14 protein-coding genes and 1 tRNA gene are annotated in these 15,134 nt (G+C 66.7%); 6 read left to right on the plus strand and 9 right to left on the minus strand.

The features are described 5' to 3' along the window. Positions 1-283 precede the first annotated feature (283 nt). Positions 284-583 carry a hypothetical protein gene (locus MHW47_RS10195; protein WP_239222349.1) on the plus strand — a complete coding sequence of 100 codons (300 nt, stop codon included), beginning with the start codon at positions 284-286 and terminating at the stop codon, positions 581-583. Between the two features lie 72 nt (positions 584-655). Continuing rightward, positions 656-1,135: an aldo/keto reductase gene (locus MHW47_RS10200; protein WP_239222350.1), complete on the plus strand. Its 480-nt coding sequence runs from the start codon at positions 656-658 to the stop codon at positions 1,133-1,135. Here the strand turns inward: MHW47_RS10200 and MHW47_RS10205 are convergent. From MHW47_RS10205 to MHW47_RS10220, 4 genes are all read right to left on the minus strand, one after another. Next, the gene (locus MHW47_RS10205; RefSeq protein WP_239222351.1) at positions 1,123-1,980 is read right to left on the minus strand and encodes a hypothetical protein; all 858 of its coding nucleotides are present in this window, start codon (positions 1,978-1,980) and stop codon (positions 1,123-1,125) included. The two genes, MHW47_RS10200 and MHW47_RS10205, sit on opposite strands and share 13 nt — an antisense overlap. A gap of 887 nt (positions 1,981-2,867) precedes the next feature. After that, entirely contained in the window at positions 2,868-3,494 is a 627-nt protein-coding gene (locus tag MHW47_RS10210) for a hypothetical protein (RefSeq protein ID WP_239222352.1), read from the minus strand. A gap of 407 nt (positions 3,495-3,901) precedes the next feature. Continuing rightward, the gene (locus tag MHW47_RS10215; protein ID WP_239222353.1) at positions 3,902-4,672 is read right to left on the minus strand and encodes a transposase; all 771 of its coding nucleotides are present in this window, start codon (positions 4,670-4,672) and stop codon (positions 3,902-3,904) included. A 38-nt stretch (positions 4,673-4,710) separates the two neighbouring features. After that, on the minus strand, positions 4,711-5,307 hold the full coding sequence (locus tag MHW47_RS10220; RefSeq protein ID WP_239222354.1) for a hypothetical protein: 597 nt from the start codon (positions 5,305-5,307) through the stop codon (positions 4,711-4,713). 182 nt (positions 5,308-5,489) lie between these two features. Between MHW47_RS10220 and MHW47_RS10225 the strand changes: the two genes are divergently transcribed. Continuing rightward, positions 5,490-6,539 (plus strand): ParA family protein, encoded by a 1,050-nt coding sequence (locus tag MHW47_RS10225; RefSeq protein WP_239222355.1) that lies wholly within the window; start codon positions 5,490-5,492, stop codon positions 6,537-6,539. A gap of 7 nt (positions 6,540-6,546) precedes the next feature. Continuing rightward, a complete protein-coding gene (locus tag MHW47_RS10230) occupies positions 6,547-7,146 on the plus strand; it encodes a HEPN domain-containing protein (protein WP_239222356.1) in 600 nt (199 codons plus the stop codon). 561 nt (positions 7,147-7,707) lie between these two features. Here MHW47_RS10230 and MHW47_RS10235 read toward each other — a convergent pair. From MHW47_RS10235 to MHW47_RS10250, 3 genes are all read right to left on the minus strand, one after another. Next, positions 7,708-8,340, minus strand: a complete 633-nt coding sequence (locus MHW47_RS10235) for a bifunctional 2-polyprenyl-6-hydroxyphenol methylase/3-demethylubiquinol 3-O-methyltransferase UbiG (protein ID WP_239222357.1) — start codon at positions 8,338-8,340, stop codon at positions 7,708-7,710. 455 nt (positions 8,341-8,795) lie between these two features. Next, positions 8,796-8,869 (minus strand) — tRNA-Pro (locus MHW47_RS10245). A 97-nt stretch (positions 8,870-8,966) separates the two neighbouring features. Continuing rightward, complete coding sequence (locus tag MHW47_RS10250) at positions 8,967-9,908, minus strand: metallophosphoesterase (RefSeq protein WP_239222358.1); 942 nt, start codon at positions 9,906-9,908, stop codon at positions 8,967-8,969. A gap of 79 nt (positions 9,909-9,987) precedes the next feature. Here MHW47_RS10250 and MHW47_RS10255 point away from each other — a divergent pair, with 79 nt between their 5' ends. Beyond that, positions 9,988-10,452, plus strand: coding sequence for a GatB/YqeY domain-containing protein (locus MHW47_RS10255; RefSeq protein ID WP_239222359.1), 465 nt, complete (start codon positions 9,988-9,990; stop codon positions 10,450-10,452). An 88-nt stretch (positions 10,453-10,540) separates the two neighbouring features. Here the strand turns inward: MHW47_RS10255 and MHW47_RS10260 are convergent, their stop codons facing one another. Beyond that, complete coding sequence (locus MHW47_RS10260; RefSeq protein ID WP_239222360.1) at positions 10,541-12,799, minus strand: transglycosylase domain-containing protein; 2,259 nt, start codon at positions 12,797-12,799, stop codon at positions 10,541-10,543. A gap of 518 nt (positions 12,800-13,317) precedes the next feature. Between MHW47_RS10260 and MHW47_RS10265 the strand changes: the two genes are divergently transcribed. Continuing rightward, positions 13,318-13,668, plus strand: a complete 351-nt coding sequence (locus tag MHW47_RS10265; protein ID WP_199563912.1) for a WhiB family transcriptional regulator — start codon at positions 13,318-13,320, stop codon at positions 13,666-13,668. A 127-nt stretch (positions 13,669-13,795) separates the two neighbouring features. Here MHW47_RS10265 and MHW47_RS10270 read toward each other — a convergent pair whose 3' ends face one another. Beyond that, on the minus strand, positions 13,796-15,085 hold the full coding sequence (locus MHW47_RS10270; RefSeq protein ID WP_239222362.1) for an ArsA family ATPase: 1,290 nt from the start codon (positions 15,083-15,085) through the stop codon (positions 13,796-13,798). Positions 15,086-15,134: the final 49 nt, after the last annotated feature.

Raw genomic sequence — 15,134 nt, forward strand, 5'->3', positions numbered from 1 at the left:
CCGGCGCGCGTCGGCGTCGGCACACAGTCAGACGCTCATCCTGCGGCTCATCATGGCCCGATCGTTGACTCGACCCGCTGTGGCGCGGCCCTGACAGGCCGACGCCTTGATTCCCCGCTCGGTTCTGGTGTGACCTCTTCCTCCGCTTCGGCAGTAGGGGGCGGTACCTGCTCGCTACGATGCGCAAGCTGTGCCGTGTTCATGCGATGGGGGAGGGGGGAATGAGGACCAAGGACCCGGAGTACCCGGCGGCGATCGAAGCGGCCGTAGAGATCCTGCGGATGTGGCCCGACAGGGGCAAACCATCACCTACGGGGAGCTGAGCGCCGAACTGAAGGAACTGGGCTTCGACTCCATCCCTCCCCACCGCGGAGTCATGACATTCCTGCTCAAGGATGTCTGCCTCTACCGCAACGAGGACGGACGAGCCCCGATGCTTTCGGCGATCGTCGTGAACAAGGCCACCAGGGAGCCGTCCGATCAGTTCTCGGCCCTCGCCCGAAGCCTGCCCTTCTCGCGGCAGGCCGACTGGAACTGGTGGGACGAACAGCAGCAGGTGTTCGCTCAGCACCGCGAGGATTGACCCCGGCTCTCGATACCCACTCCCCAGGCCGAGTCCGCTCTCGAGCACACTCTCGGCCGGGCATGCGCCACCGTGGCAACAGCCGTAGAGGAGGGGTTGTGCGGTGCTTGGGGCGTTTCCACCTGGGATCCGCGTGCCCTGCCTGGCCTCGTCGACGCCGGCCTGCCCAGACCCGCCGTACTCATGGTCCGCGCCGGTCTCCTCGTCGGCATCGATGTCCTCGACGCCTCCGAAACACTGACAGCCCAGTGGGGCGTCGCGCCCGAGCACGTCTGGGGGATGAGCCCCTTCGGGGGCGACGTGGCCGACCCCGTGTGGGGACAGTTGGACCCTCGCGTCTTCATCGAAGATGCGGACGACGTCCCCTCTGCCCTCCAAGCTGCGTTTCGAGCCGCATTCCTGCTTCCGGAAGTGGGAAGGATCGCCGTCGGTACGGACAATCCAGCCCACCTTCAGGAACTGATCAGCGCGCTCCGGTTCGAGCCCGACGCCGGAAAGCTGCGGACGTACCAGCGGCTCCTTCGGGATCGGGCCAGCAGTCAGGCGGACTGAAGGTCCGCCGCGACCTGCTCCGCCATCCGGCGGGCGGGTTCGAGGCGCGGGTCTTCGGGGTGCGCGTCCGGAGCGAGGATCTTCGCGCAGACGAACAGGGTCATCAGCTTGCCGTCCCGGCTCTCCAGATCGTGCCGCCGCTCGTGGCGTACGCGCTCGGCGAGATCCGGGACGGCAAGCGAGTTGCCCCACAACGACGCGGCATCCAGCCCGCGCGGGGCCAAACCCCAGTCCTCCCAGTCGAACAGGGAGAACTCCGGCCCGGTCATGTTCGCCCAGTTCAGATCGGCATGCGCCGGCTGCCACTGTCGTACCTCGACGTCGAGGCCGGCTGGGAGGAACCGGCGCACCGCCTCTGCGACACCGCTCTGCGTGATCGTCACGGTGTCGGGAGTCGCAACACGGCTCGTGCTCTGTGCGGCAAGGGCATCCAGAGAGCGGTTCAGCGCCTCCCACCACTCCATCGGCAAGTGTGGATCAACCACCAGCACGCTGTTGCCGATGGGCGCACCGGGCAGCAGATCGGTCTCGTCGGCACGCCACATCACTCGCTCGTCCTGCCGCATCCACGCTGCGCCCCGCCGCCACTGCGGCTTCGCGACACCATGCAGCAGAGCGGCGCATTCTGTGCCGTTCCAGCCCTGGTTCCCGACCTTCTCGAACCGGCGCCGCTCGACCCGTACCCACGTGCCGCGGTCCGTCTTGGCGCCGAGGGACCTGCGCTTCCGAATGAGGGTGGCGCGATCCAGCCGGGTCTGAAGCATCCGCTCGACCTCGTCGAGGACGACGTCAGTCGGCTCAACTCTCAAGTTGAAAGCGGGAGTAGCTGATGCGGAAGACGGCACGGGACCTCCCTTGGCGAGTGACCGACGTTAGCAAGTGGCTCGGCCCTGCGGGGATAAGAGCCCGGCTGGAGGAGGCAGCCATCTGTGGAATCCCAGAGGAGACGGGCCTGACCGTGCCGGCGGTCAACCTGTTCGGTGAGCAGGACCACCCGATCGCCAGCAGGCGGATTTCCTGCACCACCTGCGAGTGATTCGGCGGCGACGCGTGCGTCGAACCCGTTCCCGACATCATCAGCGGAAGGCGGCTACCGGCCCGCGAGGATCCTCCCTTGAGCGGAACGGGCTCGTGCCGCCTGCTTCGCGGCTGGGGCAGAGGGACACGGTCCTGGAGGTCGCGAAACGTGTCGGTGGGCGCCGTCAGGTGCGAGGGGTGCCGCACCTGCTCATCCGCCTCGTGCCGGGAGAGGCCGCCCGAGACCTTCTCCCGGGTTTCTCCCGAACGGTCACCAGAGACGCAGGAAGGGCCTGATCCGCGATGCGGATCAGGCCCTTGACCTGTTGTTTCGGCTGTCGGGGTGGCGGGATGCGAACCCACGACCTCTTCGTCCCGAAGCAACTTGGGCGGGGGCGCCGCCTTGGGCCGGTGCGGCGCTCACCCGCGCTGACGGTCCGTAGACGTCCGCGGCTGTCCGCCGCTGTTCGCCGGCGTTGTCACGCAGTTAGACACTCACCGGAGCACGGGATCAGGAGTCTGAGCTCAGTTCTCCGGGCTTAGGCATGGCCTTCCCAGTGTCGCAGATCGAAGCCGGGAGCCCAGGCCAGTGCGGGGTGGGGGTGGTCACCCGTGGGTGCTGACTGTCAGCGTTGGTCGACCTCGGACGGCCCAGGGACGGCCCAGGACTCGGTCAGCCGTCGCCGCAGGTGCCCAGGTGGCAGCGCCACGGCCGTCATTCCATCTGCGCTGGAGCGACCGGGAGCTGTTCCTTGTACGGCCATGTGAAGGTGCGGTCGGGCTCTAGATGGGCGTCGCCCCAGTGAATGGCATGGATGCCGTTCTCGGCGTCGGCCGTGAAGAACACGCAGACGAGCCTGGTGGAAGCTCCCAGCTCCTCGAACACTTCGTGCAGCCCCAGGTACTCCTCGGTCACCAGGTCGTCGTCGACCTCGAACAGCCCCTCTGGAGACTGCGGCCCGTGCGCCCGAAACAGCCGCTGCCGAGTGGGAGATGCATTGGCCGGCAGCCGGGCCCGATCCAGCGGCCTGGGCCTGTCCGCGTACCGGTAGGGAAAGAGGGCGTGATCGTTGATTACCGCGTACTCGTAGCCTCGCACGTCTCGCACGGCTTCCCCCAGCTCCCGAGCCGTCTCCGCCAGGTGCTCGCGGACGAGACCCGCCAGAGCGACACCGTACGGACTCCGCTTCTTGAGCCCCGCGGCAAGGTGCGCGGCATGAGCCTTCGCGTGTGCCTTGGCCAGCTGCACCGGAACGGCAGCAGCCACCGCGCCGGCATGCCGCCCAAAACGCTCAACGGCCCAGTCCGACGGCCCCACCGAATAGCCGCCCAACACCGACATGCAGTGTCCCCCTCCCCCTGGTCCCCGCCTCTGAACTGTGTGACACGCACACGAAGGGCACACAAGGGGGCGATCTGGCCAGGACTTGGCCGCACACGCTCACGCCTCAGAACAGCCACACCTGATCACCGACGGCCGTGACCTGCGGCCTCCTTATCGATCAACGCCCTGACCTGCTGCTGAGCTGTCGGTAGCTGTCGACGTTGGTCAACGCTGAGCGCCCTTCCACGGCCCTAGGACGGCCCGGGAGGGCGCTCGTGTGCGTGGCTGAACTAGGTCCCTCCGATGGTGTGGGCTGCGGATCAACCACCGCGTCTCCCGGGCTTATGTACAACAGGCCTAAGGGCTGTCCCGCAAAAATCTTCGAGTCAGCAGGGCCGTGATCGGCTGCTGTCCGCTCGGCTCGCCTATCGGCCGAGTGCGAGGTTGTGCAGGCGGGCGATGCCGCTCATCGCGTGATGGACGCCGTCGCCCTTCAACCGGCAGTCTCGGAGGATCTTCCAGGTCTTCATGCGGGCGAAGGCGTGCTCGACACGGGCGCGGACCTGACGGTGAGAAGTGTTGTGTTTTTCCTTCCAGGCCGGCAGTTCGCTCTGCCCGCGCTCGCGACGGTGCGGGATCACCAGGCCGGTGCCCCGGTAGCCGCCGTCGGCGATGACGGTGGTGCGGCCGACGGCCTCCTCGGCTCCGGACAGTGCCCACGCCTTGCAGTCGTTGCGGTTGCCGGGCAACGGGCGGCCGACCACGACGACGCGCCGGATGTCGGCGTCGATGACGACCTGGTGATTGGTGGAGTACCGGTAGTTCTTGGACCGCTCAGCCACCGTGTGATCGCGGGTGGGGACCAGAGTTCCGTCCCCGATGAGCACGGTGTCGTTGCGGAACCGTCTGCAGGGCTTAAGCGCGAGCCGGGGGCCGAGGTGGCCGACGATGCGGCCGGCCGCGGACTTCGAGACACCGAAGAGCGGTGCGAGCTGGCGCAGTGTCAGGTCGGTGCGCCAGTACGCGGCCACCAGAAGCAACCGGTCTTCCAGCGGAATCCCCCACGGCCGGCCGCGCCGAGCGATGTCGGCGCCTTCGCGCCGCAGCGCACGCACCACCCGGTTGAACTGGCGCGGAGCCACACCGGTGAACGGGACTATCCAGGACGGCTCCGAGGCCGTGATCACACCAGGCACGACAGAGATCATTTACATCGGCAGCAGCCGGGGCAATCTCAGCCGAGGAAGTCCTTCCAGAACGGCACGGACGCCTGCGGAGCCCAGGGCGCGTCCTCGTCGACCTCGCCGAACTCGCGGTCGATGTAGTCGGCCAGATCGTGGCCGTAGCAGATGATGTCGGTCCCCCACACCGATAGGACCGGATGTCCCGGAATGTCACGACCTGCGGGTATGAAGCGGTGCGCGTAGATGGGAACGAGCCGTGGCGCTCGTGCAAGTACCGCTCGGGCTACCTCCAGGGCCTCTTCCTTGGAGGTGGGACGCGCTCCCAGGGCTGGATGCCAGCTGCCATGAGCGACGTCGCCCAGCACTTCGCGTACCGGCCACTCCAGCCGATGGCGCAGGTCGTCTTCATCAGCGTGACGCCAGTCGGGCCAGGGCTGCTGCCACGTCGCGCCTTCCTCTGGAGGTGAAGCGACCGGCAGCCCTGCCGCCAGGAAGGCACGATGCTCCGGGGAGAACTCAAGCTCATAGGTCGCCTCGATCCGGCTGAACTCTTCCTCCGTGAGCCCTGGAGCTATCTCACAGCAGTCCGCCTCCGCCAACCGCCGCGCGGCCTCCGCACCCAACCGAGCGCCATCAAAGTCGATCACTCCGGCACCGTACACACACTGCGTGCAGGGCATCACATCTTTTCGAGCCCCGACTCGGGCCTCCAGACCATTGCGGGACAGCCCTTAGTCCGGCTGTGATTGCGGAGCCCTCCTCCTCAACTCTCCCTCTGGTACGGCGAATCGCGATACGATCTCTCGACTTCGTGGGAAGGGCCTGTGCAATGCAGAAGATCGCGCTTTTCAATCACAAGGGTGGCGTGAGCAAGACCACCACTGTGTTCAACCTCGGGTGGATGCTGGCGGAGCAAGGAAAGAAAGTTCTGATGGTTGATTCCGACCCTCAGTGCAATCTGACCGGAATGGTGCTCGGATTTCAGGGCGCCGATGAATTGGAAAATTTCTATGAGACGCAGGGGAGGAACACCCTTCGTTCGGGCCTGCTTCCAGCCTTTGAAGCCCAGCCGCGATCTATCGAGGCAGTTGAAACGGTCACCGTAGAGGCGCGTCCCGGCTTGCATCTCCTGGCTGGGGACTTGCGTCTGGCTGAACTCGAAGTGACCTTGGGAATCGCACAGGAACTGTCCGCTGCTATCCAAGCGTTGCAGAACCTTCCTGGTAGCTTTGACTTTCTACTTGAGGCAACCGGCAAATCGATCCAGGCCGACTATATCTTGATCGATATGAGTCCAGGGCTGGGCGCGATCAATCAGAACCTTGTCTCGATCAGTGACTACATGGTCCTTCCGACTTCTCCAGACATTTTCTCGGTCATGGCCATCGACTCACTCGCGCGCATCCTTCCCCGCTGGAAGGTGTGGGCTGATCAGGCGAGCAGGTTGCCAGTGTTGAAGGATGCCGCGTACCCATTCCCTGAGCCCAAGCTCAAGATTCTGGGTACCGTAATTCAGAAGTACCGACCTCGGAAGGGACGAGCGGCATCCGCCTTTCAGCGCTGGATCGACCAGATTGACATCGCTGTAGAGACTAGGTTGCGTCCCGCGCTGGAGGTGGAAGACCTGCTCTTGCCGAACAGGGTATACGAAGAAAACGGTATTAATGCGGGGTTGAATCTTGCCTTGATTGCTGACTTCAATAGCTTGATTTCCCGCTCGCAGGAGCATGCCACGCCTGTATTCTCCCTGACAGAAGAGCAGTTGAGCGCCGCAGGGGATGTGCTGGATAACTTCGTCGCGTCTCGTGACTCGTTCCATGATGACTTCAGTGCACTCGCAAGCCGAGTGGAGTCTTTGATCGAAGACGCGAAGAGGTGAGGTTTGCGTGCCTGCCTCCGAGGTGCAGCTCTTCAAGCAAAATATCACGTATGCGCGTGATTTGATTTCGACTGCCTCTGCGCTCCGGGCTCAACTGACGTCGGTGATTAATACTGATGATCTCTTGCGGTCTGCACTGGTGCAGGGAGTGAGTGCATTCGACCACTTCGTGCATGAAGAAGTCCGTGCACGGATGATCGCTATACAGTCGGGTCAAAGTGACCGCACTAAAGGGTTTGACAGATTCCGAGTCAGTTTAGCGGCTGTGAATTTAGCGCTGAAATCGGGAGGGGTGGGTTGGCTTGAGCAAGAAATCCGCGAACAGCATGGCTACCTCAGCTTCCAGCAGCCGGATAAAGTGGCTGACGCCTTTCGCCTAGTGAGTGACGTGTCACTCTGGGCGGAAGTGGCAAAACATCTAGGGCTTAGGCCCGAGGACGTTAAGCGTCAATTGAAGCTGATCGCTGATCGACGCAATAAAATAGCTCACGAGGCTGACACTGATCCCACACCGCCGCGCTCGCGTTATCCGATAGGTGAGAAAATGGTACGCGATAGCGTTGACTTTTTGGAAGCTGTGGTCGATGCAATCGCGGCAGTCCTATGAGGCTCCTTGCGGAAGCAGCGGTTAGCTGAAGCAGAAGGTCGGTGGAGCGGCTTTGGGCTGGAGCTGCTTTGGGGCGAGTGATCTTGGCCCCGTAAGCTGATGGCGAGTCGGGCAGTCTGTGGACCTGCCCGTTAAAGCACGACGTTGGGGCCAAGATCTTAGAGGCTCGCCCCAAAGTGGCTGCCTAAAGCCGTGGAGCCGACCGCCCCAGCCGCAGAGGGTGTCTCCCCACTTCATGCCCGCAGCCGCCGAGCGCGCCGCCGGGCGCGGCCAGCCGGGGCGAAGACAGGAGGCGGGCCGCGCCGTAGAGGCGGCGCGCGCCCGCGCCGTGCGCGGGCCTTGAACCCGTAGAGAAGGTTGTAACTCAGTGGGAGTCAGGTGCTGGTTGACCTGTCCGGTCCTCTGGTTGCCGTGATTCTGCGTGCTTGTTCTGCTGCGCGTTCGGCTCCGTCAAACCGCTGCAGGGACAAACCGAGTCAGCCGCCTTCCCTCTCCGCGGACCACGGTGACGGGGACCTGCGGTTGATGCGGGGCGGAGCAGAGGGGAGACACGTGGTCCCGTCAGCCGTGGTTGCGAAAGACGAGCAGATAACGCCAGAAGAGGAGCCTGCGGATGTTGCATCCGGGCAGCAGCACTGCGGATTCCCGGCGGATCTCGGCCAGGGGCATGGCCGGCTGTCTCACCGGCGCCTTCACCCCTTCCCGACGAGTCGCAGCAGAGACAGAGCGGAGTTTGTCCCTCACGGCGACAGCCAGCCTGGCGACGGCGTTGACGGGCACAGCTGCCAGGCTCCAAGCCCAGTCGAGCCGGGTCCTCTCCGGATAGCACCCCAAGATCACGAGGACCCCGCCGGGCGCAAGCGCGTCACGCAATGCGGCGACGGTGTCGAACGGCATGTGGTGAATACTGGCCAGGCACGAGATGAAGTCGTAGTGCGCCTTGGGAAGTTCGACTCCAGTCACGTCCGCGTGCTGGAAGCGCGGACTCCGGTCACCAGTCATCCGGCCGGACAGCGCGCGAGCCTCCGCGATGGCCTCCTCCGACGGATCGATCGCATCGACCTCTATGCTCAGGTGAGCGAGCCGACGCGCGAACTGGCCGGTCCCGCACCCCACATCCAGTGCCGCACCGCAGTTCCGCGGCACCTGGCGCAACAGCAGACGGTGATAGTGGTCGTTGTGATCAAAAGGCATGGCCCCGACCCTGCCACAGCGGACATACTCGGCCTCACCTTCCGCTATCAGGACCCTTGCGGTGATCTGTGTCACATCAGCGGGTGCGGAATGCAACACAAGCCGCTGTCATCGGCGCGAACGCGGCGCCGGCAGCGGACCTGCTCAATGGCAACACGCACCCGACCGCACACGGCCTCTGCGGACACAAGCCACTGCTCCGTGTCCCTGCTGTCCGACCGCGGTGTCCCGCTGGAAGTGATCTCCCGGCTCGTCGGGCACTCCAGGACGGCCGTGACCAAGGAGGTCTGCCGGAAGCAGATCCCGGCCCGTGATCCAGACCGGCGCCGTGGTCATGGACGGCATCTTCGGCGCTGATCTGCGGCGGCCGTAGACACTCGAAAACCGGTAGACACGCAGACGAAACAGGTGAGGCGCCTACTCAATTGAGTAGGCGCCTCACCTGCTGTTCACTGTCGGGGTGGCGGGATTTGAACCCACGACCTCTTCGTCCCGAACGAAGCGCGCTGCCAAGCTGCGCTACACCCCGATCGTCGGCGGTTTCCCGGCGACATCGATAACTCTAGCCCACCGGCGCTCGGAGACGAAATCCGGTTTTTGTCGTGATCGGTCGGGGCGCGCCCGGGTCAGGCGTCGCGGGGGGTGAGGGTGAGGAGAGTGGCCTCCGGGGGGCAGGCGACGCGGACCGGGGCGTAGCGGCTGGTGCCGCAGCCGGCCGAGACGTGGAGGTAGGCGCGGTTGCCGGCGGCGGTGTGGGTGGAGAGGCCCTTGACGCGGTCCGTGTCCAGGTCGCAGTTGGTGACCAGGGCGCCGTAGAAGGGGATGCAGACCTGGCCGCCGTGGGTGTGACCGGCGAGGATCAGGGGGTAACCGTCCGTCGTGAAGGCGTCGAGGGAGCGCAGGTACGGGGCGTGGACCACACCGATGGAGAGGTCGGCGTCCGTCTCGGGGCCGCCGGCGACCTCGGCGTAGCGGTCGCGCTTGATGTGCGGGTCGTCCAGGCCGGTGAAGGCCAGCTCCAGGCCGTCCACCTTGAGGCGGCCGCGCGTGTTGGACAGGTTGAGCCAGCCCGCCTCGTCGAAGCCGTCGCGCATTGGCTCCCACGGGTTGTGGACGACGCCCACCGCCGGGGCGTTGCCGTTGAGGCCGTGCCTGCCCGATGCCTTCTCGAAGAGGTAGCGGACCGGGTTGCGCAGCTTCGGGCCGTAGTAGTCGTTGGAGCCGAAGACGTACACCCCCGGGAACTCCATCAGCGGGCCGAGCGCGTCCAGCAGCTCCGGTACGGCCTCGGGGTCCGAGAGGTTGTCGCCGGTGTTGACGACGAAGTCGGGCCGCAGGCCCGCCAGCGACTGGAGCCAGGCGCGCTTCTTGCGCTGCCCGCTGACCATGTGCACGTCGGAGATCTGCAGGACGCGCAGCGGACGCGCCCCCTGCGGGAGCACCGGGACCGTGACCCTGCGCAGGCGGAACGAGCGGACCTCGAATCCTGCCGCGTAGACGAGGCCGGCGGCGCCGGCCGCGGCGGTGACCGCCGTGATTTTCAGGGGTACTCCGTAGCGTGCGCGCATGCGCCCATCGTTGCAGACGGCACCCGGCCGCGGGAAAACAGGAGGGCGTCCGGTGGCCCGCACCTGCCACAATCTCTTCATGACCACGCTCAAGTCCAAGCTCCAGGAAGACCTCACCACGGCCATGAAGGCGCGTGACGAGCTGACCTCGTCCACGCTCCGGCTGACCCTCACCGCGATCACCAAGGAGGAGGTCGGCGGGAAGTCCGCCCGCGAGCTCTCCGACGACGAGGTGCAGAAGGTGATCGCCAAGGAGGCCAAGAAGCGCCGCGAGGCCGCCGAGGCCTTCGCCAAGGGCGGCCGGACCGAGCAGGCCGAGCGGGAGAAGAAGGAGGGCGAGATCCTCGACGCGTACCTCCCGCAGCAGCTGAGCGACGACGAGCTGCACGCGGTCGTGGCCTCCGCCGTCGACGAGGCGAAGGCCGCCGGGGCGGAGGGGCCGCGCGCGATGGGCGCCGTCATGAAGATCGTCAACCCGAAGGTCGCCGGCCGTGCCGACGGGGGCCGGGTGGCCGCCGCGGTGAAGAAGCTCCTCGCGGGCTGAGCGCGGCTCCCTTCCCACGCCGTGAACGAGGGCGGGGCGCCCCCGGTGGTCCGGGGGCGCCCCGCCCTCGCGTGTGAGCGGCCTGCGCTCACGGGCCGTTCGTGCCGCCGTCGTTCTGGCCGCGTCCGTGGCCGTTGCCGTCGCCGGGTCCGCCGATGACGCCCGGCGGGATGCTGATGCCGGGGAACGGGTTGTCGTCACCGGGCTTGTCGTCGCCCGGCTTCCGCCGGTCGCGGTCGCCGTCCCTCTTGCCCTTGTCCTCCTTCTCCTTCTCCTTCGCCCGCGGCACGTCGACCGCGTTGAAGGACGGAGTCTCGGAGGAGCTGAGGGAGCCGGTCATCGCCGTCTTCCAGATCGGGCCGGGCAGACAGCCACCGCAGACCTTGTCGTAGAACTGGCCGCCGATGACGATGTTGGTCATCGACTCCTGGCGGGCACCGTCGCTGCCGACCCACACCGCCGTGGACAGGTTCGGCGTGTAGCCGACGAACCAGACGTTCTTGCGCTCGTCGGTCGTACCGGTCTTGCCCGCGTTGTCGCGGTCGCTGAGACCGGCCTGTGTACCGGTTCCGTCCTCGACGACGCCCTTGAGCATCTGGTTGAGCGTGTCGGCCGTGTGCTCGCTCATCGCGCGGTCGCACGTCGACTTCGGCACGTCGATCGCCGAGCCGTCCGCCTTCTTGACGGAGAGGAGCGCGACCGGCGAGCAGTACGTGCCGCGGTTGGCGAAGGTCGCGTAGACCGCGGCCATGGCGAGCGGGGTCGACTCCTGGCTGCCGAGCGTGGTGGTGGGAATCTGCAGCAGCGGCTTGTTGTCGCCGCGCGTGTAGCCGACCTTCTTGGCCATGGTCAGCGTTTCGCAGAGGCCGGCCTTCTCCTCCAGCTTGGCGAAGTAGGTGTTGATCGACTTGCCCAGCGCGCTGGTCATGTCGAACATGCCCTTCTCGGTCTCCGTCTCGTTCTCCACGTCCCACGGCTTGTTGTCCGCGGGGGCGCCCTCGCAGGTGCGGAAGGCGTCCGCGGGCAGCGTTATCGAGGAGGGCGTGTCGAAGCTCTGCGCCGGGCTGATGCCCTTCTCCAGCGCAGCCGCCGCGGTGATCGGCTTGAACGTCGAGCCGACCTGGAAGCCGGCGTAGCTGCCGCCCATCGCGTGGTCGACGGAGAGGTTCAGCATGGTCTGGTGCTTGGACGGGTCGAGACCGTACGGCCGTGACTGGGCCATGGCCAGGATGCGGCCGGTGCCCGGCTGGACCTGGACGACCGCGGCGGCGACCTTGTCGTCCGAGTTGACGCGCGAGGTGGCGGCCTCGTTGGAGGCGGCCTGCGAGCGCGGCTCCAGGGTGGTCTTGATGGTCAGACCGCCGGTGTCCCAGAGCTTGGCGCGCTCCTTCTCGGTCTTGCCGAAGGCCGGGTCGTTCTTGACGATCTTCTGGACGTAGTCGCAGAAGAACCCGGCGCCGCTGACGGCGGTGATGCAGCCGTTCTGCGGGCGCTTGACCTTGAGCTTGATCGGGGCCTTCTGGGCCTTCTCCGCCTCGTCCCGCGAGATCTTCCCGGTGTCCGCCATCCGCTGGAGGACGGTGTTGCGGCGCTTGGTCGCTTCCTCTATGTCGTTGATGGGGTCGTACCGGCTGGGGGACTGCACGATGCCGGCCAGCAGCGCGGCCTCGCCCAGGTTCAGATTCTTGGCCGACTTGGAGAAGTAACGCTGGGAGGCGGCCTCGACGCCGTACGCCTGCTGCCCGAAGAAGGTGATGTTGAGGTAGTTCTCCAGGATCTTGTTCTTGCCGAGTTCTTCCTCGACCTGGATCGCGTACTTCAGTTCCTGAATCTTGCGGCCGAGCGTCTGCTGGGTGGCCTGGGCGACCTTGTCCGGGTCGTTGCCGGCCTCCTCGACGAAGACGTTCTTCACGTACTGCTGGGTGAGCGTCGACGCGCCCTCCGCCGTGCCGCCCGCCTGGACGTTGCGGTTCATCGCGCGCAGGATGCCCTTGAGGTCGACGGCGCCGTGCTCGTAGAAGCGGGCGTCCTCGATCGCGACGATCGCCTTCTGCATGTACGGCGAGATGCTCGTCAGCGGCACGACCGTGCGGTCACGGGAGTAGACGGTGGCGATCAGGCCGCCCTTGCTGTCCAGGATCTTGGAGCGCTGGCTCAGCGGCGGGGTCTTCAGATTGGCCGGGATCTCGTCGAACCCGTCGACCGTTCCCTTGGCGGCCAGCCCCAGTGCTCCGGCGGCCGGCAGCGCGATACCCGCGAGGACGACTCCCGAGAGTGCGGCGACACCGAGGAACTTGGCGGCCTGCTGGGTCGTGGTGAGACCCCCGCCCGAGCGCTTCTTTGGCATGGGGGCAGCCTAATCCGTAGATATGAGCGTTCCGTAGGACCGGGCGCCTCTCGGAGCGTTCGCGTACCGGACCGTGACATTCGGACCGGCGTGTACGCGCGCGGCCGGGGCTCCGACCTGGTGGCATGGCGGGGCGGGGCGGCTACGTTCCCATTCGCCGGACACAGGGATATGCCTTGGCCTAAGCTGCTCTCGACTGTCACAGCGGTCCGGTTACGTATCAACCCCCGTGCACGATCCGGCCATGCGCCCGGCGCTCCCGAATTCGCCCCGCGTGTCACCGAATGCCCGTTGCGGTTTTGGTGGACTGTCCTGATTGTGGCGGGTTGGTCCCGCATGTCCTCCCCTCACTCCCCTGGGTGATCTGCCGCATACGCATAGTCCGTTCGGGCCATTCAAGATTGGGCCCGAAGGGGGTGTTGTGCTGTCGCCACCTTCCGTAACGTCCTCAACTGGCAGCGGTGAATATGCCGCTGCCGCCGTGGGGGAGCCTCGATTCGGGAGAGGACGGCGCCGGGATGGGCTGGGTAACCGACTGGAGTGCGCAGGCAGCCTGCCGCACTACTGATCCGGATGAACTGTTCGTACAAGGGGCAGCGCAGAACAGGGCCAAGGCGGTGTGCACCGGATGCCCGGTGCGTACCGAGTGCCTGGCCGACGCGCTGGACCATCGCGTCGAGTTCGGCGTGTGGGGTGGGATGACGGAGCGGGAGCGCCGCGCACTGCTGCGCAGGCGGCCGACCGTGACGTCCTGGCGCCGGTTGCTGGAGACCGCCCGCAGCGAGTACGAGCGGTCCACGGGAATGCTCCCCGTGGCGAACGGACTGGAGAACGGCGAGCTGCACGAGACGTTCGCGGCCGTCGGCTAGCGCCGCCGGAGCACACGTCGTACGTACGCGTACGACCCTGCGGTACGAGCGGTGCGTCGCACAGCCCCTGCGGTACGGCGACTGCGTACGACCCCCACGGTACGTACGAGTCGGAACGCACGGGCGGCTACGCGGCTCCGGCCGGATCGGTGCCGGTCGCGAGGCGGTCCCCGACGGCCCGCAGGCCCGAGAGGTCGTGGACGTCTCCGGGCAGTGCGGCCACGGCGGTGACGGGCACCCCGGGGTGGAGCGCGGTGAAGCGGTCGCGGGTGTTCTGCTCGCGCGCGACCAGCTGCATCCGCTCGGCATGCAGACGGAGCAGGCCGGCGGTCAGTTCTTCGGTCGAGACGGTGGTCGTACGGTCGGCCCGGGGTCCGGAGTCCGTACCGGATTCGGGAGCGGCGGTTCCTGCGGCGTCGGTGGTGGGCGCGTGCCCGGCCGTGGGAGAGTCGGCGGGCTCACGAAGACCAGCCTTCCCGGCCGCCTGATCCACAATGCCACCGGTTTCAAGATTTTCTGCGGCGGCCAGGGCCTGCTCGGCGGAGAGCCGGGCGGCATCGCTGCCGTGCACCCGGTTGAGCACCAGCCCCGCCAGCGGCATCTTCTCCGCGGCCAGGCGTTCCACGAAGTACGCCGCCTCGCGCAGCGCGTCCCGCTCCGGCGTCGCGACGACGAGGAACGCCGTGCCGGGCGCCTGGAGAAGTTTGTACGTGGCGTCGGCGCGGGTACGGAAGCCGCCGAACATGGTGTCCATCGCGGCGACGAACGTCTGGACGTCCCGCAGGAACGGCCCGCCCAGCAGCTTGCCGAGCGTCCCGGTCATCATCGACATGCCCACGTTGAGGAACTTCATTCCGGCCCGGCCGCCCACTTTCGCCGGGGCCATCAGCAGCTTGATGAACTTCCCGTCCAGGAACGAGCCCAAACGCTTCGGGGCGTCCAGGAAGTCCAGCGCCGACCGCGACGGCGGGGTGTCCACGACGATCAGGTCCCACTCGTCGCGCGCCCGCAGCTGGCCGAGCTTCTCCATCGCCATGTACTCCTGCGTGCCCGCGAAGCCGGCCGACAGGGACTGGTAGAAGGGGTTCTCCAGAATGGCGCGGGCCCGCTCCGCGTCGGCGTGCGCCTCGACGATCTCGTCGAAGGTCCGCTTCATGTCGAGCATCATGGCGTGCAGCTCACCCGCGCCCTCGCCCTCGATGCCCTTCACCCGGCGCGGCACGTTGTCCAGCGAATCGATGCCCATGGACTGGGCGAGCCTGCGGGCCGGGTCGATGGTGAGGACGACGACCTTGCGGCCGCGCTCCGCCGCCCGCACGCCGAGGGCCGCCGCGGTGGTCGTCTTGCCGACGCCGCCGGAGCCGCAGCAGACGATGATCCGGATGTCCGGGTCGTCGATCAGGGCATCGGTGTCCAGCGCCGGTACGGGGGCCGGCGCACCGGTAGCGGCACCCGTGGCGCGGCCC

The organism is Streptomyces sp. OfavH-34-F (assembly GCF_022347745.1).
Taxonomy (GTDB): domain Bacteria; phylum Actinomycetota; class Actinomycetes; order Streptomycetales; family Streptomycetaceae; genus Streptomyces.

Bases quoted from the DNA above. Each gene is read 5' to 3' on its own strand.
- MHW47_RS10260 (WP_239222360.1), bottom strand. From the start codon at position 12,799: ATGCCAAAGAAGCGCTCGGGCGGGGGTCTCACCACGACCCAGCAGGCC.
- MHW47_RS10265 (WP_199563912.1), top strand. From the start codon at position 13,318: ATGGGCTGGGTAACCGACTGGAGTGCGCAGGCAGCCTGCCGCACTACT.
- MHW47_RS10255 (WP_239222359.1), top strand. From the start codon at position 9,988: ATGACCACGCTCAAGTCCAAGCTCCAGGAAGACCTCACCACGGCCATG.
- MHW47_RS10225 (WP_239222355.1), top strand. From the start codon at position 5,490: ATGCAGAAGATCGCGCTTTTCAATCACAAGGGTGGCGTGAGCAAGACC.
- MHW47_RS10235 (WP_239222357.1), bottom strand. From the start codon at position 8,340: ATGCCTTTTGATCACAACGACCACTATCACCGTCTGCTGTTGCGCCAG.
- MHW47_RS10250 (WP_239222358.1), bottom strand. From the start codon at position 9,908: ATGCGCGCACGCTACGGAGTACCCCTGAAAATCACGGCGGTCACCGCC.
- MHW47_RS10210 (WP_239222352.1), bottom strand. From the start codon at position 3,494: ATGTCGGTGTTGGGCGGCTATTCGGTGGGGCCGTCGGACTGGGCCGTT.